The sequence below is a fragment of the Halosimplex rarum genome, assembly GCF_047715405.1.
Taxonomy (GTDB): Archaea; Halobacteriota; Halobacteria; order Halobacteriales; family Haloarculaceae; genus Halosimplex; species Halosimplex rarum.
Window position 1 is genome coordinate 2,343,119 of record NZ_CP180412.1, and the last position, 21,264, is coordinate 2,364,382.

Annotated in this window: 21 protein-coding genes and 1 tRNA gene; 17 read left to right on the forward strand and 5 right to left on the reverse strand. The window is 69.0% G+C overall.

Features of this window, described 5'->3' with window-relative positions:
* Window positions 1-116 precede the first annotated feature (116 nt).
* The 13 genes from ACMGFH_RS11235 (at window position 117) to ACMGFH_RS11295 (ending at window position 13,989) form a co-directional block, all read left to right on the forward strand.
* Window positions 117-187, forward strand: a tRNA-Gly gene (locus tag ACMGFH_RS11235).
* Between the two features lie 673 nt (window positions 188-860).
* Window positions 861-4,208: a bacterio-opsin activator domain-containing protein gene (locus tag ACMGFH_RS11240; RefSeq protein ID WP_415378535.1), complete on the forward strand. Its 3,348-nt coding sequence runs from the start codon at window positions 861-863 to the stop codon at window positions 4,206-4,208.
* 195 nt (window positions 4,209-4,403) lie between these two features.
* Window positions 4,404-5,141: a hypothetical protein gene (locus ACMGFH_RS11245; RefSeq protein ID WP_415378536.1), complete on the forward strand. Its 738-nt coding sequence runs from the start codon at window positions 4,404-4,406 to the stop codon at window positions 5,139-5,141.
* Between the two features lie 261 nt (window positions 5,142-5,402).
* Window positions 5,403-6,458, forward strand: a complete 1,056-nt coding sequence (locus ACMGFH_RS11250) for an AAA family ATPase (protein WP_415378537.1) — start codon at window positions 5,403-5,405, stop codon at window positions 6,456-6,458.
* Between the two features lie 151 nt (window positions 6,459-6,609).
* Window positions 6,610-6,924: a 30S ribosomal protein S24e gene (locus ACMGFH_RS11255; protein WP_415378538.1), complete on the forward strand. Its 315-nt coding sequence runs from the start codon at window positions 6,610-6,612 to the stop codon at window positions 6,922-6,924.
* Window position 6,925: 1 nt separating this feature from the next.
* Window positions 6,926-7,060, forward strand: coding sequence for a 30S ribosomal protein S27ae (locus tag ACMGFH_RS11260; protein WP_415378539.1), 135 nt, complete (start codon window positions 6,926-6,928; stop codon window positions 7,058-7,060).
* Between the two features lie 125 nt (window positions 7,061-7,185).
* Window positions 7,186-7,767 carry a hypothetical protein gene (locus tag ACMGFH_RS11265; RefSeq protein WP_415378540.1) on the forward strand — a complete coding sequence of 194 codons (582 nt, stop codon included), beginning with the start codon at window positions 7,186-7,188 and terminating at the stop codon, window positions 7,765-7,767.
* Window positions 7,768-7,893: 126 nt separating this feature from the next.
* Window positions 7,894-8,652: a glucose 1-dehydrogenase gene (locus ACMGFH_RS11270; protein WP_415378541.1), complete on the forward strand. Its 759-nt coding sequence runs from the start codon at window positions 7,894-7,896 to the stop codon at window positions 8,650-8,652.
* Window positions 8,653-8,768: 116 nt separating this feature from the next.
* The gene (locus tag ACMGFH_RS11275) at window positions 8,769-10,487 is read left to right on the forward strand and encodes a bifunctional N(6)-L-threonylcarbamoyladenine synthase/serine/threonine protein kinase (protein WP_415378542.1); all 1,719 of its coding nucleotides are present in this window, start codon (window positions 8,769-8,771) and stop codon (window positions 10,485-10,487) included.
* Window positions 10,488-10,629: 142 nt separating this feature from the next.
* Window positions 10,630-11,085 (forward strand): universal stress protein, encoded by a 456-nt coding sequence (locus tag ACMGFH_RS11280; RefSeq protein ID WP_415378543.1) that lies wholly within the window; start codon window positions 10,630-10,632, stop codon window positions 11,083-11,085.
* A gap of 39 nt (window positions 11,086-11,124) precedes the next feature.
* On the forward strand, window positions 11,125-12,618 hold the full coding sequence (locus tag ACMGFH_RS11285; RefSeq protein ID WP_415378544.1) for a PQQ-binding-like beta-propeller repeat protein: 1,494 nt from the start codon (window positions 11,125-11,127) through the stop codon (window positions 12,616-12,618).
* A 135-nt stretch (window positions 12,619-12,753) separates the two neighbouring features.
* Window positions 12,754-13,032: a DUF5808 domain-containing protein gene (locus ACMGFH_RS11290; protein WP_415378545.1), complete on the forward strand. Its 279-nt coding sequence runs from the start codon at window positions 12,754-12,756 to the stop codon at window positions 13,030-13,032.
* A 276-nt stretch (window positions 13,033-13,308) separates the two neighbouring features.
* Window positions 13,309-13,989, forward strand: coding sequence for a non-canonical purine NTP pyrophosphatase (locus ACMGFH_RS11295; RefSeq protein WP_415378546.1), 681 nt, complete (start codon window positions 13,309-13,311; stop codon window positions 13,987-13,989).
* A 29-nt stretch (window positions 13,990-14,018) separates the two neighbouring features.
* Here the strand turns inward: ACMGFH_RS11295 and ACMGFH_RS11300 are convergent, their stop codons facing one another.
* The 4 genes from ACMGFH_RS11300 to ACMGFH_RS11315 all read right to left on the reverse strand — a co-directional run bounded on the left by ACMGFH_RS11300 (window position 14,019) and on the right by ACMGFH_RS11315 (window position 16,686).
* Entirely contained in the window at window positions 14,019-14,489 is a 471-nt protein-coding gene (locus ACMGFH_RS11300) for a hypothetical protein (RefSeq protein ID WP_415378547.1), read from the reverse strand.
* Window positions 14,486-14,641: a hypothetical protein gene (locus ACMGFH_RS11305; RefSeq protein WP_415378548.1), complete on the reverse strand. Its 156-nt coding sequence runs from the start codon at window positions 14,639-14,641 to the stop codon at window positions 14,486-14,488. The genes ACMGFH_RS11300 and ACMGFH_RS11305 overlap by 4 nt, the downstream gene beginning before the upstream one ends.
* 266 nt (window positions 14,642-14,907) lie before the next feature.
* Window positions 14,908-15,576 (reverse strand): potassium channel family protein, encoded by a 669-nt coding sequence (locus tag ACMGFH_RS11310; RefSeq protein ID WP_415378549.1) that lies wholly within the window; start codon window positions 15,574-15,576, stop codon window positions 14,908-14,910.
* A gap of 69 nt (window positions 15,577-15,645) precedes the next feature.
* Window positions 15,646-16,686: a hypothetical protein gene (locus tag ACMGFH_RS11315; RefSeq protein ID WP_415378550.1), complete on the reverse strand. Its 1,041-nt coding sequence runs from the start codon at window positions 16,684-16,686 to the stop codon at window positions 15,646-15,648.
* A gap of 210 nt (window positions 16,687-16,896) precedes the next feature.
* Between ACMGFH_RS11315 and ACMGFH_RS11320 the strand changes: the two genes are divergently transcribed.
* Window positions 16,897-17,094 (forward strand): heavy-metal-associated domain-containing protein, encoded by a 198-nt coding sequence (locus ACMGFH_RS11320; RefSeq protein WP_415378551.1) that lies wholly within the window; start codon window positions 16,897-16,899, stop codon window positions 17,092-17,094.
* A 53-nt stretch (window positions 17,095-17,147) separates the two neighbouring features.
* Here ACMGFH_RS11320 and ACMGFH_RS11325 read toward each other — a convergent pair whose 3' ends face one another.
* Window positions 17,148-18,131, reverse strand: coding sequence for a replication factor C small subunit (locus ACMGFH_RS11325; RefSeq protein ID WP_415378552.1), 984 nt, complete (start codon window positions 18,129-18,131; stop codon window positions 17,148-17,150).
* 112 nt (window positions 18,132-18,243) lie between these two features.
* Here ACMGFH_RS11325 and ACMGFH_RS11330 point away from each other — a divergent pair, with 112 nt between their 5' ends.
* The 3 genes from ACMGFH_RS11330 to ACMGFH_RS11340 all read left to right on the forward strand — a co-directional run bounded on the left by ACMGFH_RS11330 (window position 18,244) and on the right by ACMGFH_RS11340 (window position 21,196).
* Window positions 18,244-19,323 carry a bactofilin family protein gene (locus tag ACMGFH_RS11330; RefSeq protein WP_415378553.1) on the forward strand — a complete coding sequence of 360 codons (1,080 nt, stop codon included), beginning with the start codon at window positions 18,244-18,246 and terminating at the stop codon, window positions 19,321-19,323.
* Window positions 19,324-19,393: 70 nt separating this feature from the next.
* Complete coding sequence (gene samp2 / locus ACMGFH_RS11335; protein ID WP_415378554.1) at window positions 19,394-19,594, forward strand: ubiquitin-like small modifier protein SAMP2; 201 nt, start codon at window positions 19,394-19,396, stop codon at window positions 19,592-19,594.
* A gap of 144 nt (window positions 19,595-19,738) precedes the next feature.
* Entirely contained in the window at window positions 19,739-21,196 is a 1,458-nt protein-coding gene (locus tag ACMGFH_RS11340; protein ID WP_415378555.1) for a sensor histidine kinase, read from the forward strand.
* Window positions 21,197-21,264 lie beyond the last annotated feature (68 nt).

Genomic DNA, 21,264 nt, shown 5'->3' on the forward strand with positions numbered 1-21,264 from the left:
GATTGGGGTGGCGGCGACTAATACCCTCGCGTCGGCGCTCATCGGTGACCGTCCGTCCACTCTCGCGAAGCGCTACGTTCAAGTGACCCCGACTGCGATTCTGACATGCACAGCAGGCGCCGTTGGTCCAGTGGTAGGACATTAGCTTCCCAAGCTAATAGCCCGGGTTCAATTCCCGGACGGCGCATGCGAGGCGCGAATAGTGAGGGACCGGAGGTCCCTCATACCGTGCGAACGGGCGGCGAAGCCGCCCGTGAGCAGACGGAGTGAGCGCCTCGGAATGCGAACGGCGAACGAAGTGAGCCGTGAGCGTATCTCTGCGGCGAACGTCACGGCGAGCACCGCGTAGCGTGTGCTCGTCCTCGTGAGCCGCGATTTCGGTCACGGGAAGTGAAGTAGACGAGTCACAGCCCGCGCAGGCGAACGGAGTGAGCCGAGCAGGAATGTCTCGGCGTGGTTCAATTCCCGGACGGCGCACTACCATCTTTTTCGCAGGCGGGTTTCCTCGCGGGTCACTGCGTTCCCCGCTCGCATTCGAGGCCTCGCGCTCGCTACGGGAACCCGCTTGCCAAAAACATGGGTGAAAAAGCCGGACGCGTCGGTCGCTCCGCTCCCTCGCGCCCGGTACAACAATCCACCATTTCCGCACGGCAAATCTGCCACCACACCGCACAGCACGACTGAAAGCAGGCACCGCACCGATTCGAACCTTCCCAGGCCGTGACGGTCCATCCGCCGATAGCCACCGTGGCCTCCGAACGCTGAACACCGGCGAGGACAGCCCGCCGGCCAGCTCCGCCGCCTCCGGCAATCCACCGCGATACTTGGGTTTAAGCCGCTCGGAGCGAAAGAGAGTGGCAATGTCAGGGAGTGGGCGGGTTCTCGTGGTCGCCCGCCGCCCCGAGCGCGCGGCGGCCCTCGCCGACGAACTCGGGGCGGACGGGTCGCTGTCCACGGAGACGGCGAGCGCGACGGGTCCGGCCGCGATCGACGGCCTGGGGGACGCCGACTGTCTCGTGTGGGTCGGCGACGCGACGGCCGAGAGCCTCGCGGACCTCGTCGAACGCGCGGGGGGCCGAGAAGCAACGGCGGTCGTGGTCGTCGGGGACGGCGACCCGACGCCGGAGACGGCCTTCGGCGCCGGAGTCGCCGACTACGTCCAGGCTGGCGACGGCGAGGCGGCGGTCCTCGCCCGGCGGGTCGAGCAGTTGCTCACGGAGACCGGTGAACCGGCCGACGGCGGACCCGCGACGGCCGCGGACGGCAGCGGAGAGCAGTCCGAACGGCTCCGCGGCGGTGTCGCATCGTCACCGGAGACGAGCGCCGAGCGGGTACTCGACCGCGTCGACCGCGGCGTCGTCGGCCTCGACGACGATCTGCGGATCACGTACCTCAACAGCCGGGCCGAGGATACCCTCGACCGACGGAGCGAGCAAGTGGTCGGCGAGGACGTCTGGGACGTGTTCCCCGAAGCGAAGGGGACGGTGTGCGAGCGGGAGTACCGCGAGGCGCTGGAGAGCCAGACCGTCCGGACCTTCGAGACCTTCGACGGGGCGACCGAGTCGTGGCTGGAAGTGACGGTCTTCCCGGCGCCCGACGGGCTCTCGGTGTCGCTCCGCGACGTGACCGACAGGAAGCGGACGAAGGCCGAACTGGAGCGCAACGAGCGGGCGCTCCGGGACCTCCAGCGGCTGGCCTCCTCGCGAGACCGCTCGTTCCCCGAGAAACTCGACCGGGCGCTCGCCGTCGGCTGCGAGCGGCTCGACCTCGAACTCGGCTACCTCACCCGGATCGAGGACGGCACGCAGACGATCGTCGCGACCTACGGCGACCCCGGGGCGTTCGAACCGGGGGCGAGCGCGCCGCTGTGCGAGACGTACTGCCGGCGGGCGCTCGACGCCGACGGGGTGCTCGCGGTCGAGGACACCGCCGCCGCGGGATGGGACGACGACCCCGCCGACGAGCGGTTCGGGCTGGCGTGTTACCTCGGGGGGACGCTGCTGGTCGACGGCGAGCGCTACGGGACGCTCTGTTTCGGGTCCGACAGGACCCGCGAAGCGCCGTTCAGCGACGCCGAGGAGACGTTCATCGAGCTGCTCATCGAGTGGGTCAGTTACGAACTCGAACGCCGCGAGCACGAGCGGGAACTGGGCCGCTACGAGACGATCGTCCGCTCGGTCGACGACGGCGTCTACGAACTCGACACCGACGGCCGGTTCACGTTCGTCAACCCCGCACTGAGCCGGATCACTGGCTACGAACCGGACGAACTCCTCGGCGAGCACGTCTCCGCCGTCAAGGGCGACGAAGAGACGGGAGACGCCGTCGCGGCGCTGCTAGCGGGCGAGGAGACCGAGCGGACGGTCGAGTCGGTCGTCCAGCGCAAGCGCGGGTCTCCGGTCCCCTGCGAGGACAGCATGACGGTCCGCACCGGCGGGGACGGCGAGGTCCGCGCCGTCGTCGGGGTCGTCCGCGACGTGACCGAGCAGACGGCCCAGCGGGAGATGCTCTCGGAACTGGTCACCTCCTCGCGGTCGCTGATGCAGGCCCGCGACCGCGAGGAAGTCGCGGAGATGGCGGCCAGGGCCGTCAGGGACGTGCTCGGGTTCGAACTGAACGTCGTCCGCCTGTTCGACCGCGACGAGGACCGACTGCACCCCGCCGGCACGACCGACGCGGTCGTCGAACGCGGGCTGGAGACGCCGAGCTACGACGTCGACGAAGGCGGACCCGGCCGGGCGTTCGTCGACGGCGAGATGGTCGCCGACGAGGGGTTGTCGACCCCAGCGGACGAACGAGGGGACGACCGCGAGGACGAGGTCGTCCGGTCGGCGCTGCACGTCCCGATGGGCGTCCACGGCACCATCAGCATCGGCTCCGAGGAGCCCGACGACTTCTCGAACGTCGACCGCCGGGCCGCCCAGCTGCTCGCGACCAGCGCGGCCGCAGCGGCCAACCGCGCCAAGCGCGAACAGGAGGTCCGCGACGCCCGCGAGCGCGTCGACACGCTTGTCGACCGGATCAACGGCCTCATCGAGAACACCGTCGAGGTGCTCGTCCAGGCCGGCACCCGAGAGGAACTGGAGCGCGGCGTCGTCGAACAGCTCGTCGTGACCGAACCCTACGCCTTCGCGTGGATCGGCCAGCCCGACCTGGCCGCCGATCGGGTCGAGGCCGCCGCGTGGGACGGCGACGTGCCCGAACTGGAATCGGCCGTCGAGTCGCTCTCGCTCGACCGGGCCGCGGCCCGCGACGCCGCCGACCCCGCCGCGCTCGCGCTGGACGACGAGACCATCCATATCGTCGACGACCTCGCGGACGCGCCCGCGGACGGCGTCCACGCGGTCGCCCACGAGGCCGGTCTCGGGTCGATGATCGCCGTCCCGCTCACCTACAAGGACGCGAGCTACGGCGTCCTCTGCGTCTACGCGCCGACGACCGACGCCTTCGCCGACCGCGAACAGGTCGTCCTCAGCGCGCTCGGCCGCGCGGTCGCCAACGCCGTCAACGCCATCGAGAGCGGACGTATCCTCTCGACCGACCGCGTCGTCGAACTGGAGTTCACCGTCCGTGACAGCGACCTCCTCTTCGGCCGCCTCTCGGCCCGGACCGACGCCGCCCTGGAGCTGACGGGGTCGGTCCACGAGTCCGACGGCAGCCTCCGGCTGTACGTGGCGGCGACCGGCGCCGACGCGGACGAACTCGAATCGGCGCTCGCAGCGGACGACGCGGTCGCCTCCGCGACGACCATCGTCGACCACGACGGCGACGTGCTGTTCGAGGCGGTCGTCGACGACTCGCTGGTCGAGGTGCTCGCCGACCACGGCGCGGTCACGCGGGCGGTCACCGCCGAAGACGGCGTGGCCCGGTACACCATCGAACTCCCCTACGAGGCCGAGGCCCGCGAGGTGTTCGAACTCGTCGCCGACCGCTACGAGGGGACGGACCTGGTCGGCTACCACGAGCACGAGCGGCCCGTTCGCACCCGTCAGGAGTTCCGCGAGGCCGTCACCGACCGGTTCACCAACCGCCAGGAGACCGCCATCCGCACGGCGTTCCTCGGCGGCTTCTTCGAGTGGCCCCGCGACGTCGATGGCGACGACCTCGCCGAGTCGATGGACATCTCCCGGCCCACCTACCACCAGCACCTCCGCGCCGCCCAGCGGAAGGTGTTCGACGAACTGTTCGACCCGCACTCGGGACGGTAGGTGCAGTGTTCGGTTTGTGTGCGAATTGATTGCTGGAGAAGCTGCCAGTTTCAATAAATATTTTGAGGGGCCTGCTACATAGGGCGCATATCTCGCACGCCTTTCCTCTGACTGATATTGTCCGTCGATTTCTCCTCACACCTCCGAACCTGACGGCCAAGTCCTATCCCGATCAACCACTATTTGGCAGTAGAGATGGCTCAGAATGCTGCCGATCGAATCGGCATCCTCTGTGCTGCGGATCAGCCAGTGTTCTCCGCAGTCGCCGAACGCCTGCGTGAATCCGGCATTACTGTTCGATTCTTCGATCCTCGCTCCAAGATCTCGCCGAGTAAACTCGACGAGCTCTCATTACTTGTCAACAAGCAGGCCTTCCCGGTTACACTTCCATCTCTCAATTACGCTCGGCGGACGGGTACACCACTGTGGAACAACCTCCCTGCAACCATAGCGTTTAGCTCTCGCCTGATCTGTCTGCAAGCGCTTGAGGAAGTAGGATTTCACACCCCCTCAGTGACGTTTGAGAAACCCGCCGGGGAGTGCGTTGCAAAGGACTACTACATCTGGAATGGAGACCCCGAACTGAATGGTGAGGGGGACTTCTATGAGGAACTCGTCCCGACGAAACCAGTCGATTACAAGTACTACGCCGTAGACGATGGGGAGTCCATTCAGACGGCGGGAAGGCGCGTCACGTCAAAGCTGTACGGCCCGAAGCGATTCCTCAGCAAGGCGCGGGCCAGACCGAGGCTTACCGCCCGCCTCCAACGTCTCGTCGAACGAACCGATCTTCGAGGTCTCGGGGTCGATTTCGTCCGCGATGATGAAAACCGATTCTGGGCTATCGATCTCAATCTCGCAGCGGGATACCGGAATACCGAGTTAGAACCTGCGATCTGTCGGTCTATCCGTGCGAGCCTTCCCGACCAATGATCTATCGCTGGGACACGACCTTTGTATCAGGCAGTTATTTTGTGTGGACGGTGGGAGAACTCACTGTATTCAGCACGCCACATATGACATATATTTTGTAGTTTACGACAGTCCCCGTTACGTTGTTCACTTGTACTGAGCATCACCACCAAATGGGATCATCGTTCCAGACCCACATCGACGGCGGCCGGCATCGTGACGCCCCCTGTCGCCGGACCGAGAGAGATGGATTGATACGCCGGGGTCGCCTACCGGGAGTCGATGGCCGACGAGTCCGAGGACGACGCGGCCGCGGCGGTCGAGGGGCCGCTGTGGACCGAGACCCACGCGCCGGCGCTCGAAGACCTCCCCCAGCCGACGGTGCGCGAGCACCTCCAGAGCGTCGTCGAGGAGCCGATGAACCTGCTCGTCCACGGGCCGAAAGGCGCCGGCAAGACCGCCGCCGTCCGCGCGCTGGCCGACGAACTCCACGAGAACCCCGACGCCGACCTCGTGGAGATCAACGTGGCCGACTTCTTCGACATGACGAAAAAGGAGGTCAGCCAGGACGACCGCTTCTCGCAGTTCATCGACTCGAAACGGCGCCGGGAGTCCTCGAAGGCCGACCTCATCAACCACGTCCTCAAGGAGTCGGCGAGCTACGCGCCCGTCTCGGGCAACTACAAGACCGTCCTGCTGGACAACGCCGAGGGCGTCCGCGAGGACTTCCAGCAGGCGCTGCGCCGCGTCATGGAGCAGTACTACGAGGCGACGCAGTTCGTCATCGCGACGCGCCAGCCCTCGGCGCTCATCCCGCCGATCCGCTCGCGGTGTTTCCCCGTCTCGGTCAGGAAGCCCACCCACGAGGAGACCGTCGCCGTCCTCGAACACATCGTCGAGGCCGAGGACGCCGACCACGACGACGAGGGCATCGAGTACGTCGCGGGCTACGCCGACGGCGACCTCCGCCAGGCGATCCTCGCCGCCCAGACCACCTACGAGCAGGAGGGCGAGATCACGATGAACACCGCCTACGAGGTACTCGGGTCGCTGGGCGCCGACGAACGCGTACAGGAGATGATCACCGCCGCCGAGGCCGGGGAGTTCACCGACGCCCGCAAGACGCTCGACGACCTGCTCGTCGACGAGGGCCACAGCGGCGAGGAGGTCCTCGAAGACGTGCTCACGGTCGCGCGCTCGCGCTATTCGGGCGCGGAGCTGGCGCGAGTCCACGAACTCGCGGGCGAGATCGACGTCGACCTCCACGAGGGGACCAACGACCGCATCCACGTCTCGCACCTGCTCGCGGAACTGGGCGAGATGCGCGCCGGTCGGTGAACGGCGACCGCGCCGGCGAACCGCACACCGGTACGTGGGATTGGTCCGGGCCGGCGCGAGCGCCCCCGGACCCTTCGACGGGCGTCGCTGGACGCGTTATTCGCTTCGAAATCCTTTTACCCGCTTCGGGGGGAGTATTGGACAACGAACCATGGACATCGACATCATCGCGGAAGACGAGAATCCGATGTTGCATCGGACGGACGTGCGCTTCGAGATGACCCACGACGAGGCGACCCCCTCGCGGCTCTCTGTGCGCGACTCTCTCGCGGCGAAGCTCAACAAGGACGCCGGCGAGGTCGTCGTCCACGAGCTCGACACGAAGTTCGGCATGCGCAAGACTGTCGGCTACGCGAAGGTCTACGACGACGCCGAGTACGCCCGCGACGTCGAGCAGGACCACATGCTCGAACGCAACAAGATCGTCGCCGAGGACGGCGAGGCCGAAGAGGCCGAGGAGGCCTGAGATGCCCCGACACGAGCTCTACGAGGACGACGGCACCACCGAGCGCGAACAGTGCCCCCGTTGCGGCGACACCTTCCTCGCCGACCACGGCGACCGCAAGCACTGTGGCAAGTGCGGCTACACCGAGTGGGAGTAGGCCCCGCCTTTTCCGCCGTTTTCACCGGTTCGTAGCCGCTCGCTTGGCGTCTGTTTCGGGTGGGATCGATAGCGACCGGATCCCGACGGAAGATTGATACCCGAGACGGTGGTCGTTCCGTTCGAGTGACTAGTCCCTCCACCCGAAAGCGAGCGGCCGGCGGATCGAGGATTCGGACCGCCCTCGCCGACGCACGGAACGATCCGTGGACGCTCCTCGCCGCGGTCGCTACCTTCCTCCTCGGCGCCGGTTCGACGTGGTACGCCCTGCGTATCTGGATCTGGCCGGCACTAACGGCCGATTTGGACGCCGTACACGAGATATCGGTCGTCGCCGTCGCGCCGTGGGACGTGATCCTCCTGCAGGCCCAGGCCGCGTTCGCCGTGGGCCTGGTGCTGGCGGGGGAATCGGTCTGTTACCGTGCCCGCGGGGCGCTGCTGGGCGAGCGCTGGTCACCGAGCGATCCGATCCCCGGCGCGATGCGCGCGCTCCTTGTCGCCGTTGGCGTCGCCCTCTTCCCGCTCGGTGCCGCACTCGGCTACGACCGCGTCGTCCCGGTCGTCCTCGATATCCTGGCGGGCCCCGGATCCCGATGGACGGTCGTCCGGTGGGGCCGCGTCTCCCTGCTGACCGCGGTCGTCTCGGGTATCGCAGCCCAGTTCGCGTTCGTCGGCACCGTTCTCAGCCTGTCGAACTGGCGGCGGTGACGCCCGTCTGACACTCGCCTCGGCGGGTGACCGGAGCGCCGACGACGTGCACGTGTTCGCAGATTCTTGGAAACGGCTGACACATTCATACGACCCGCGCCCGAACGTCGAACGGGGAGACAACCAATGGCAAACTTCGACGGTAAGACAGCGATAGTGACGGGCGCGAGCGGCGGTATCGGCGAAGCGGCCGCAAAGCGGTTCGCCGAGGAAGGAGCGTCGGTCGTCGTCGCGGACCTGAAGGTCGAGGAGGGCGAGGCGACCGTCGCCGACATCGAGGACGCCGGCGGCGAGGCGACGTTCGTGGAGACGGACGTGAGCGACCCCGCCGACGCCGGCGCGATGGTCGACGTCGCGGTCGACACCTACGGCGGCCTCGACTTCGCGTTCAACAACGCCGGTATCGAGGGCGAGCGCGAGGCGACGAGCGACCAGCCGGTCGACAACTTCGAGCGGGTGATCGGCGTGAACCTGAAGGGCGTGTTCCTCGGGATGCGCGCGGAGATCCCGGTCATGCTCGAATCGGGGGGCGGCGCGGTCGTCAACACCTCGTCGATCGCCGGACGGCTCGGCTTCCCTGAGATCAGCCCGTACGTCGCCAGCAAGTTCGGCGTCATCGGCCTGACGAAGACCGCGGCGCTGGAGTACAGCGGCGAGGGCGTCCGGGTCAACGCAGTCTGTCCCGGCGTCATCGACACGCCGATGGTACAGCGGTCGCGGGAGGAGGACCCGGAGATGATGGAGCAGACCGCCGCCGCGACGCCGATCGGGCGCCTCGGCGAACCCGAGGAGATCGGCGACGCCGCCGTCTGGCTCTGCTCGGAGGAGGCGTCGTTCGTCACCGGCGAGGCGATGACGATCGACGGCGGCTACACGAGTCAGTAGGAACGCCGGCCCTGTCAGCGACGCCGGCCCGCTGTCGGCGACGCCGGTAGACCGCGGCCGCGGCGGCCACAGACCGAAGTCGTCTTTTCCGTCCGGAGACGAGAATCGGGAACCACATGGCCGCGAGTCCGCCGAACGGGGACGGGAACGGAGCTATCCGGCGAGTGCTGGGCATCGAGGGGACCGCGTGGGCGGCCAGCGCCGCCGTCTACGAGGTCGGAAGCGACGAGGTCACCATCGAGAGCGACCCGTACCAGCCCGAGAGCGGCGGTATCCACCCCCGCGAGGCGGCCGAACACATGAGCGAGGCCGTCCCGTCGGTCGTCGAGACGGCAATCGAGGCGGCCCGCGAGCAGGCCGCGGCAGCGGGCGAAGACCCCGACGAGTCGCCAATCGACGCCGTCGCCTTCTCACGCGGGCCCGGCCTCGGTCCCTGCCTGCGGATCGTCGGCACGGCGGCGCGGGCGGTCGCCCAGCGCTTCGACGTGCCGCTGGTCGGGGTCAACCACATGGTGGCCCACCTGGAGATCGGGCGCCACCGCTCGGGGTTCGACGCGCCGGTCTGTCTCAACGCCAGCGGCGCGAACGCGCACGTCCTCGCCTACCGCAACGGCCGGTACCGCGTGCTCGGCGAGACGATGGACACCGGCGTCGGCAACGCGCTCGACAAGTTCACCCGCCACGTCGGCTGGTCCCACCCCGGCGGCCCGAAGGTCGAAGCGCACGCGAAAGAAGGAGAGTACGTCGACCTCCCCTACGTCGTCAAGGGGATGGACTTCTCCTTCTCGGGGATCATGAGCGCCGCGAAGCAGGCGTACGACGACGGGACTCCCGTCGAGAACGTCTGTCGCGGGCTGGAGGAGACGGTCTTCGCGATGCTGACCGAGGTGAGCGAGCGAGCGCTGTCGCTCACCGGCCGGGACGAACTCGTCCTCGGCGGAGGGGTGGGCCAGAACGAGCGCCTCCAGGGGATGCTCCGCGAGATGTGCGAGCAGCGCGGCGCCGACCTGCACGTCCCCGAGAACCGCTTTCTGCGCGACAACGCCGGGATGATCGCCGTCCTCGGCGCGAAGATGGCCGCCGCGGGCGATACCCTCGCGGTCGAGGAGTCGGCCATCGACGCGGACTTTCGCCCGGACGAGGTGCCCGTGACCTGGCGGGACGGAGAGCCCGTGCCCGTGCGATCGGACACGAGCGGCGTCGGAGGCGCGAACGGACACGGCCAGGCCGGCGAGACCGAACAGCAGGGCGCGGAGGCGACCGTCACCGTCGAAGGCGACCGCGTCGTCAAGCGCCGCCATCCGCGGTCGTACCGCCACCCCGCGCTCGACGAGCGGTTGCGCCGCGAGCGGACGCGGATCGAGGCGCGACTGACCAGCGAAGCCCGCAGACAGGGCGTTCCGACGCCGCTCGTGCGGGACGTCGACACCGCGTCGGCGACCATCGTCTTCCAGCGGGTTGGCGACCGCGACCTGGACGACGGGCTCTCGACCGAGCGCGCGGCGGCGGTCGGGCGCCACCTCGCGGCGATCCACGACGCGGGGTTCGTCCACGGCGACCCGACGACCAGAAACGTGCGCGTCGGATCTGCGGGCGACTCCGTAGCGGACACCGACCGCGTCTTCCTCATCGACTTCGGGCTGGGCTACCACACCGGCCACGAGGAGGACCACGCGATGGACCTGCACGTCTTCGCCCAGAGCCTCGCGGGCACGGCCGACGACCACGAGCGCCTGCAGGCCGCCGCGGAGGACGCCTACCGCGCGGTGAGCGAGCGTCCCGACGCCGTCCTCGACCGACTCCGCGAGATCGAGGGGCGCGGTCGCTACCAGTAGCGCGTCAGTGACGCCCGTCCGTCCGGCGCGACCCCCCTCACGGATGCACGACCCCGCGGCGGCCCAGTCAGACCCGGCGAGTCGTCGGCCGTGTTAGCCGGTACCACGGAGATTTAAATACCCGTCGGCGAACATACGAACTATGGAGCAACCACTGGTCGTGTACGACGACGAGAACTCGGAGCTGTTGAGAGAGGCGGGGGAACTCGCCGCGGGCGTCGACGCGACGCTGACCATCGTCTCGCTGATGACGTCCGAGGAGTTCAGGGACGCGCGCGAGGCGCTCGACGTCGTCGCGCAGGAGGAACACACGAGCTACGACGACAGCGTCGTCATCGACGCGGCCAAGCGGCAGGCCAGAGACACCGCCGAGGACGTCTTCGACGACGTCGACGTCGACTGGCAGGTCGTCGGCGCCCGCATCGGTGACAGCGAGAGCGAGGCCGACCGCATCCTCGAAGTCGCCGACGACAACGACGTCGACCACGTGTTCATCACGGGCCAGAAGCGCTCGCCGACCGGGAAAGCCGTCTTCGGCGACCGCGCGCAAGCGATCATCCTGAACTTCGACGGCCCGGTCACCAGCCTGCTCGGGTAACGGAAGACTTACTCCGCCCGACCCTCCTGTCCCGGATACATGGACGACCAGCAGACCCTGCGCCGGCGGGCCCTCCTCCGCCGCGCTGGGACGGGCGCGCTCGCGCTCGCGACGCTCGGTGGTGCGACCGGGACCGGAACTGTCGCCGCGACCGACGCTGACAGCAGCGGGTCCGAACCCGCCGCGCGCCGACAGCCGAGCGCGTCAGCGACGCAGTGGCCCCAGTTCCAGGCCGACGCCCTCAACAGCGGGTATACCGAGACGCCCGGACCCGCCGAGGGATCGGTCGCCTGGCGGTACGACACCGGCGACCCGGGAGCGGCGACCGCGACCCCGCCGGCGACCGGCACGCCGTTCGACGAGGCGCCCGACGACGCGCGAGACAACGTCGTCTCCTCGCCGGCGGTCGTCGACGGCACCGTCTACGTCGGCAGCAACGACGGCTTCCTCTACGCGATCGACGCCGTCAGCGGCGAGGAGGAGTGGGCCTACGAGACCGGTCAGGAAGTGATGTCCTCGCCGGCGGTCGCCGACGGCACCGTCTACGTCGGCAGCCACGACGGCCGCCTCCACGCCGTCGGCACCGACAGCGGCGAACGCGAGTGGGCCTTCGAGGCCGACGGCCCCGTCTTCGCCTCGCCAGCCTACCGGGACGGGACCCTCTACGTGGGCACGCAGGCGGGGTCGATGTACGCCGTCGACACCGCCGGCGAGGAGGTCTGGCAGCGCTCGGTCGCCGACCGCGTCGACTCGACCGCGGCCGTCGTCGACGACACCGTCTACGTCGGCCTGTGGAACGACGACCACACCGGGAGCGTCGTCGCGCTCGACGCCGCGACCGGCGAGCAGACCAAGGAGTACCCCGCGACCGGCGAGATCGCCTGCTCGCCGACGGTCGTCGACGGCGTCGTCTACTTCGGCGACTACGCACGCACGATCTACGCCGTCGACACCGGCACGGCCGAACTCGTCTGGGGACGGCAGTTCGACGGCGCGATCCTCGCCTCGCCGGTCGTCGTCGACGGCACCGTCTACGTCGGCGGGTTCGACGGCACGCTCTGGGCGATGGACGCCGCGAACGGCGACATCGAGTGGTCGTTCTCGACGGGGAATCAGATCTTCTCCTCGCCGGCCGTCACCCGCGACACGGTCTACGTCGGCAGCGCCGACCACTCGCTCTACGCCGTCGACCGCGCGACCGGCGACGAGGTGTTCAGCGTCGAGACCGACCGGCCCGTCCTCTCCTCGCCCGCCGTCACCGCGGGCGCCGTCTTCGTCGGCAGCAGCGACAGTCGCGTCTACGCCGTCGGCGACCCCACCGGCGGCGAGTCCGTGAGCGCGACGCCGCCGGAAGCGACCGACGATCCCACGGCGACCGGCACCGCCCCCGTCGGTGGCTCGGGCGACGGAACCACCGCGGACGACGGCCCCGGATTCGGCGCACTGGGCGCGCTGGGCGCGCTCGGCGTCGGCGCCTGGCGACGGTTCGGCGCCGCGGAGCGCGACGGCACTGCCGCCGACGGCGACGAGTGAGCGACTTGAGCGACGAGTGACGGGCCGGGACCGGCGGACGACCGGTCGCCGATCGGTGCGGAGCGGACTCCGGCGGCGGTCGCGCCGGCGCCTGCGGTGGAAAATCACTTAACCGGTCCGCCCCAATCGTGGCACATGGTCGACAAACCCACCTCGGGGTCGCTTTTCGGCATTCCGTACAACTTCGAGCAGCCGAGCCTCAAGCGCATGCTCTCGACGTACTGGCAGCCCGGCGAGGGCATGCTCGTCGAGAAGCCCTTCGGCGTCGGCTACACCCTGAACCTCGCCAGTTGGCGCTCGTGGGTCGTCCTCGGCGTCGCCGGCGCCCTCTGGTGGCAGCAGAGCCAGAGCGCCAAAGAGACGGAGTTCGAGGACGAACGCGAGGAACCCGTCGAAGTCGTCGTCGAAGACTGAGCGCGTGACTCCGCGGTTTTTCGCATCCGCCTTCGTCAGCCAGCGACTGCCTCGATAGACGACTGCAGGAGGACTGGAGCAAATTACAGCGTGAAAGGGGCAGTCGGCTCGACGGGGGCTTTCACGCCGTTCGCAAGAGCTTCGAGCAGGCGAGAGCGTACCCGGACATCGAATGGTGCGGCTTTCACGTCCGTCTCGACACCATCTGTAGCCGTCGATCGAACACAGAGACCCGAAACCAACGCACCTATGGCGAATCGAGCGCTCTCGTCGGACATGACCATCCGGTTCGTCACGACGAATCCCGGGAAGGTCCGCGAGGCACGGGAGTACCTCGCGGAGCCGGTCGAACAGCTCGATTTCGACACGCCGGAGATCCAGAGCGCCGACCTTGGTGCCATCGCCGCGCACAAGGCCCGAGCGGCCTACCAGTACGCGGACGAACCGGTCTTCGTCGACGACGCGGGCCTGTTCATCGACGCGTTCGACGGGTTCCCGGGCCCGTACTCCTCGTACGTCCACGACACCGTCGGCGTCGAGCGGGTCTGGCGACTCGCCAGCGAGGAAGACGACCGCGCCGCGAGCTTCCGCGGGGTCGTCGCCTACTGCGACGGCGGCGAGTTCGAGGCCACGCCGGAGCCCGTGGACAGGGAAGACCGACGCGGTCAGGACCTCTCGGCGGAGGAGCGCGCGGCGGCGACGACCGACGAACAGGTGCGCACTGCCGACGGTGACGGCGATGGCGACGGCCTGCCCGTGAAACTCTTCTACGGCGTCGTCCCCGGCGAGATTGTCGAGCCGCGGGGATCGGGCGGATTCGGCTACGACCCGATCTTCGCGTACGACGACCGCACGTTCGCGGAGATGGACGCCGAGGAGAAAAACGCCGTCTCCCACCGCGGCCGCGCGCTCGCGAAGTTCGCCGAGTGGCTCGAAACGCGCGCTTCGACCGAGTGAGCGGGCGGTGGGCGGTTTCCGGGTCTCTGCTACGCTCGCGGGTCGCGGTCCGGGCCGGGATACTCGCCGTCTTCGACCGTTCCGTACAGCGATTCGGCGTCGAACAGCGTCGCGAAGGCTCTCGGGTCCTTGACGCTAGTCTCGACGCGACCACGGACGGCCGCGCCGGCCGCCGCCGACTGGAGGGTCTCGTCGAAAGTCAGGACGTGCATGGCCCCGCCGTGGAGCGCCGAGGCGAGCGCCGGGTGGTCGCCCTCGGGGTGGTCGACCGGCTCCCGCAACTCCTCGATCCGGTCGCGCCAGTCCGCGGCGAGGTCGGCGTCGGCCAGGTCGCCGATGACCGCCTGGGCGTCGTCGAGGAGCGCATCGCTGGCGACGAGAGTCATCCACGAGTGCGAGCGAACGTGATCCATCGCCTCTCGGGCGTCGCTCCCAACGAGGAGGTCCGCCGCGAGCACGTCCGCGCCGACGACGATCCGTGCGGGGCTGGCGTCGGTCACGATCCCTCCCCCTCCCCCTCCTCGGTCCCGGCTCCTACTCCGGTCCCGTCTCCGTCCTCGCCGCCCTCGCGTCGCCGGGCGATCGCTTCTCGCACGTCTTCGACCGTCACCTCGCGGCCGTCCGCCCGTTCGAACAGATCGCGCCAGGGCATGTCCGAACTGACGGACTGCGGCGGGTAAAACGCACGGATCGAGCGGCTCCGTCTCCGATCGAACGGCGGAAAATCGCCGGACTGCAGCCGGTCTGACACGCGTCTGACGGGTGTTTACATAGACAGGTCGAGCAGTCACGCGTGGGCGCGCAGCGACGGCCTCACTTCCCATCCTCCCTACGGCGCGCCCGATCCGCAACCACTCCAAGACGCCCCGCGGTCGCGTCTCGCGACCGCGACTCTCACTGCGAACAGCGCTCGGCTCGTCAGGCCGCGGCTTCCTCGCCGCGGAGGAACGCCCGAATGTCGGGGAGATCGGCGGGAGCGGCCATCAGGGCGACGTCGTCGCCGGCCTCGATCTTCGTCTGCGGGAGCGGGATCTCCATCGGTTCGTCCGCGCGGCCGTGGGCGTAGATGTGAGCGTCGCCCTGGAGATCGACCTCGACGACGCGGCGGCCGATGAGCGGCGACCCCTCGGGGATGGCGACGGTCGCGACCGACAGCTCCTCGGTCAGGTCGGCGAGGACGTTGAAGTCGCCGCCGAGCAGCGCGGTCTTGGCGCCGGCGGCGCCGAGTCGCTCGGGGTAGATTATCTCGTCGACGTCCTCGGCGTACTTCTCGTAGATCTCCTGGCGGTAGTCCTCGTCGATGCGTAGCGCCGTCCGCAGCCCGTAGTGCTTGCCGAGCATGCACGCCGAGAAGTTGGTGTTGAGGTCGCCCGTCAGCGCGCCCACCGCGTCGGCGTCCTGGATGCCGGCCTCCTCGAGCGTCGCCTCCTGGGCGCCGTCCCCCTCGACGACCGTGAACCCCTCCTCCCTCGCGCGCTCGACCTTCTTCGGGTCGTTGTCGACGATGACGAGGTCGTGACCCTCGCTCCGAAGGATCCGGGCCGTGCGCATCCCGACGCGGCCGAAGCCGACGATGACGAATTTCATGATGGCTGGTAGGGCGCCCGCCCCCAAAACTGTACTCCCGAGCGACGCTTCGACGCCCGAGACCGGTCGTCAGTGGTCGCGGATCGACCGCTCGCTCACCGGCGTCTCCGTCACCGCCTCGAACCCGGGGTCGTCGGTGTCGTCGCCGACGCCCCCTCCCGCGTCCGACCCGTCGGCCTCGAACCGGGCGACGCCCACGCCGGCGACAGTCGCGAGCGTCGCGACGACGGCGGTCGAGACGACCGCGTTCGGAAGTGTAGCCGCGCCCGCCGCGAGACCCGGGTCGGTGTTTTCGGCCGCGAGAGACCACGTGATCGGTATCCAGGCGACCAGCAGCCCGCCTAGCGCGCCGGTCGCCACCGCGGCGACGAAGCGTCGCGCCGGGGCCGCGATTCCGGTCCGGCGGACCGCCAGTGCGCCCAGCGCGAGCCCGCCGCCGACGAGCGCGAGGTCGCCTGCGAGCTGACTCGCCAGGAGGTACGTCGTCACCGTCGTCCCGATAGTCCCGAACTGCGGAAGCCACGTCGGGACCCCGACGCCGTCGCCCGCGACCATGGCGAGGTCGCCCGCGGCGTTCAGCGCGTGCCCGGCCCCGGTCACGACGCCGGCGGCGAGCGCAAACGGGAGTAGGCCGCGCGTGGAGAGGGCTCGCGAGCCGCTGTCGCGCGTCGAGGCCACCGTGACGCCCGCCAGCGCGCTGACCGTGAGGACGCCGGGGATCGCGACCAGCGTCGCCGTTACGACGAGCGCGGTCAGAAACGGACTCGAACCGGCCGAGCCGTTCGCGACGACGGCCCCACCGAACATCAGGAGTAGCACTGTCGCCCCGGCAGCGCAGACGACTCCGACGTACCGCAGGTACGTCCGGCCGACGTCGCGGTGGCTGGCCTCTCGATACCCCAGTGCGAACGCGCCCGCGAGCACGGCGAGCGTGGCGATGGCGAGCCCCGTTTCTCGGTAGACGGCGACTGTGGCGGCCGTGGATTCCAGGGCCGGGAGCCACGCGGGAACCGAACCGCGTGCCAGTGCGATCGGGGGGAGGAACTGCGATGCGACGGCGACCACCGTCAGGACGGCCGGCAGGAGGACCGTGCGTGCGGAGCGGCGCATAGCGGCCGTTCGGCCGCCGGACGGATAAAACGTCGTCACGTTCACAGGTTCCCGCGGCGTCGGCGGTATCGGCGGTGTCCGTGACGGCGGCGCCGGGGTTGCCGGCGGTATCGGCGAGAGCGACTGTTCCGGCCGCGTCGGCGTCACGGAGCGGTCCGGGGGTCGCCGGGGGTCGTTGGACACAAGAGTTTCGCGGCCCTCCGCTCGCGTATGGGACGACAGATCACGGTCACCGGGATGAGCTGTGAGGGCTGCGAACAGAGCGTCGAAGACGCGCTCGAAGGCGTGCCCGGCGTGAACGACGCCGAAGCCGACCGCGAGTCCGAGACGGCCACGGTCGAGGGCGACGCGGACGAGGACGCGCTCGTACGGGCGGTCGAGGACGCCGGCTACGACGCGTCGGCGTGATACCGTAGGAGCGACGCTCAGAAACGCCAGGCGCGGAGAAGTCGGAGCGGGAGTCAGTCGTCGAGCGCGATGGACGCCAGTAGCGCCTCTAGCTGGATCCGCTCGTTCGCGCCGGTCGTGATCCGATACTCCGTCTCGCCGATGCGGTCGAGCAGGCGAACGGCCGCCTCGTCGCCGAGGTCGAACTCCCAGACCGAGCGGTGGAGCTGGTCGATCACGTCGCCGCCGGCGATGCCTTCCTCGGTCAGGAGGCGATCGAGCGTCGAGCGCGCCGCGGTGAAATCGCCGTCCAGCGCCTCGACGACCATCTCCTTGATCTCCTCCGGGCGGGCGGTCGAGGTCAGCGCGTAGACGGCGTCCTCGTCGACGACGCTGCCGGTGACGGAGGCGGCCTGGAGCGCGTTGATCGCCTTCCGCATGTCGCCGTCGGCGGCGTAGACGAGCGCGTCGATGCCCTCCTCTGTGAGCTCGATCCCCTCTTCGTCGGCGATGTGTCGCATCTCCTCGGCGACGGCCTCGTCCGACAGCGGCGAGAAGCGGAACACGGCGCAGCGCGACTGGATGGGGTCGATGATCTGGCTGGAGTAGTTACACGAGAGGATGAAGCGGACGTTGTTCGAGAACTGCTCCATCGTCCGCCGGAGGGCGGACTGGGCGTCGCTCGTCAGCGCGTCGGCCTCGTCGAGGAAGATGATGCGGTAGTTGTAGCCGCCGAAGGAGGTGCGCGCGAAGCTCTTGATCCGATCCCTGACGACGTCGATCCCCCGCTCGTCCGAGGCGTTGAGTTCGAGGAAGTTCTCCCCCCAGTCGTCCCCGTAGAGTTCCCGGGCGATGGCCGTCGCGCTCGTGGTCTTCCCGATGCCGGCCGGTCCCGAGAACAGCATGTGGCTGAGGTCGTCGCGGTCGACGTAGCTCTGGAGTCGCTCGACGATGTCCTCCTGTCCGACGATCTCGTCGAGTCGCTGGGGTCGGTATTTCTCGATCCAGACTTCCTCCCGTCCCGCCCGCGACCCGGACTCCTGATCGGCCTCGCTCATGGGATATCGGAAGCGCGGGCCGTCCGTAAACCTACCGAGTGGCCAGCGTCGAACCGTTTCGGTAGTTGCCTGGATGACACATTTATCGTCTCGCCGATCGTATCGACGATCCATGCGGCGCACAGCGATAGCACTCGGAGTGGTACTGCTCGTCGTTCTCTCGGTGATGCCCGGTGTGGCCGCTGCGGCGACGCGGAGCGGCGAGACCGTCGTCGTCGAGGAGGGCGAGACGATCGACGAGGACCTGCAGGCGTTCGGCGGGACCGTCGTCGTCCGCGGCACGGTCGAGGGCGACCTGCAGGCGTTCGGCGGGTCAGTTCTCGTGGCGGGGACCGTCGAGGGCGACGTCGAAGCGACCGCCGGGACCGTCCGGATCGGCGGCACCGTCGGCGGCGACGTCTCGGCCGCGGGCGGGAGCCTCACCGTCGGCGAGGACGCGCGGATCAACGGAACGCTCGAAGCCGGTGCGGGCAACATCGTCCTCTCCGGGACGGTCCTCGGTGACGCTCGCCTCGGCGCCGACACAATCACGCTCGGCGAGAACGCCCGGATCGCGGGCGACTTCGTCTACGACGGCGACGTCACCGGTCTCGACCGCGCGACGATCGACGGAACGATCACCCAGCGCGACGACCTCGGCGTGGGCCCCGGCGGCGACTTCGCGATCCCCGGCGTCTTCTTCACGATCTACGGGATGGCCGTCGCGGTGCTGTTCGGCGCCGTGCTCCTGCTCGTCTTCCCCGGACTCTCCGGCGACGTCGCCGAACGCGCGACCGCTGACCCGCTCCGGACCGGCGGGATCGGCCTGCTGACGCTGGTCACCGTCCCGGTCGTGCTCGTCGCTCTCGCGATCACCATCGTCGGCATCCCGCTCGCGCTCGCGGGCACCCTCGCGTTCGCCCTGCTCGCCTGGGTCGGAACCATCTACGGCCGGTTCGTCCTCGGCTCGTGGCTCCTCTCGCTGGCCGACGTCGAGAACCGCTGGGCGGCGCTCCTCCTCGGCGTGTTCGTCGTCGCGCTCCTCCGATTGATCCCGGTCGTCGACCCGCTCGTTCGCCTCGCCGTCTTCCTGCTCGGGTTCGGCGCGCTCGTCGCCGTCCTCGCCGACGGCTATCGAGACCGCCGCGGCCGCCGCGAACGGAGGGATCGGTCCCCGGACGTCGACGACTCCGGCGCCGAACCCGCCGACTGACCGGGCCGCGATACCGGTCCGGCCGACCGCGGGACGACACGCTCAAGCCCGCCCGTCCCGATCCTCGGGTATGCGCGTCACGGTCGCCGTCGCCGGCGAGGACACCCGCGAGGTCGAGATCGACGAGGGAGCCACCTACGCCGACCTGCTCGACCCGCTTCCGTACAGCGCCCACGAGGTGTCCGTCCTGGTCGACGGCCGCCCTGTCCCCGAAGACGCCCCCGTGGAGACCGACGCGGTCGAGGTGCTGCGACTCGTCAAAGGCGGGTGACCCGCGCGACCGTCGACGGCCCCGACGAAGGGGTTCGAGAGGGTGGCAACGCGCCCGTCGTTCACCCGTTCTTCCCGTCCGTTCCGTCGGGTTACTCATCCTGAAAGAAGGCCTTACAGCCCGCGAGACCGTACGAGGGGTGAGATGGTGCCTTCCGACGAGGGGGACGCGGGGCGCGAGCTATTTCGAACCCTTCTCGATCAGTCGACGGATAGCGTACTGGTCATCGACCCGGAGACGGCGGAGTATCTGGACGTCAACGAGACCGCCTGTCGCCGCCGCGGGTACAGCCGCGAGGAGCTCCTGCGGCTATCTGTTCCCGACGTCGAGACCGAGATCCCCGACCGGGAGGCGTGGCGCTCGTTCGTCGAGGGTCTGCAGACCGAGGGAGACCGCACCTTCGACGGGTATCACCGCCGGAAAGACGGGAGCACCTACCCGGTGGAAGTCAACGCGTCCTACGTCGAACTGGACCGTGCGTACGTCGTCGCCGTCGCTCGGGACGTGACCGAGCGCAGGGAACGCGAACGGGAACTCGAACAGTACCGCGCGCTCACCCAGGCGGCCAGCGACGTGATCGTCACGATCGACGAGCGGAGCGTCGTCCGGTCGGTGAACCCGTCGGTCGCGGACGTGTTCGGGTACGAGCAGTCGGAGGTGGTCGAGGAGCCGCTGACGCTGCTGATGCCCGACGAGTTCACCGACCAGCACTTCGAGGGAGTCGACCGGTACCTCGCGACCGGCGAGCGAACGCTCGACTGGGAGTACGTCGAACTGCCGGGCCGGCACGCCGACGGGTCGGAGATCCCGCTCGCGGTCTCGTTCGGCGAGGCCGAGTTCGGCGACGAGCGGTTCTTCACGGGCATCATGCGAGACATCTCCGAGCGCAAGCGGATCCAGCGCCGGCTCGAAGCGTCCAACGAGCGCCTCGAACAGTTCGCCTACGCCGCCTCACACGACCTGCAGGAGCCGCTGCGGATGATCACCAGCTACCTGATGCTGATAGAGCAGCGGTACGGCGACGAACTCGACGAGGACGGCGAGGAGTTCCTCGAATTCGCCGTCGATGGCGCCGACCGGATGAAAGCGATGATCGACGGCTTGCTCGAATACTCGCGCGTCGAGACGCAGGGCGACCCGTTCACCGCCGTGGACCTGGACGCCGTCTTCGACGACGTGCTGGTCGATCTCCAGGTCCAGACCGAGGAGAGCGGCGCCGAGATCACCGCCGAGTCGCTCCCCACCGTGGAGGGCGACCCCGCCCAGTTGCGCCAGGTGTTCCAGAACTTGCTGTCGAACGCCGTCGAGTACAGTGGGGACGCGCCGCCGCGGATTCACGTCGCCGCCGAGCGACGCGGCGCGGCGTGGACGGTCTCGGTCAGCGACGAGGGAGTCGGGATCGAATCGGACGCGACAGACGAGATCTTCGAGGTGTTCCGACGGCTCCACGGACGCGACGAACACGCCGGGACCGGTATCGGTCTCGCGCTCTGTCGGCGGATCGTCGAGCGCCACGGCGGCGATATCTGGGTCGAGTCCGAGCCCGGCGAGGGGTCGACGTTTTCGTTCACGCTCCCAGCAGTCGACGAGGACCCGAAGTAAAGCCGCCGTATCGAGCGGCCGCGCCGAACGAAAAGACGGTTGTTTTTGACGCGCGGGGGTGTATCGGT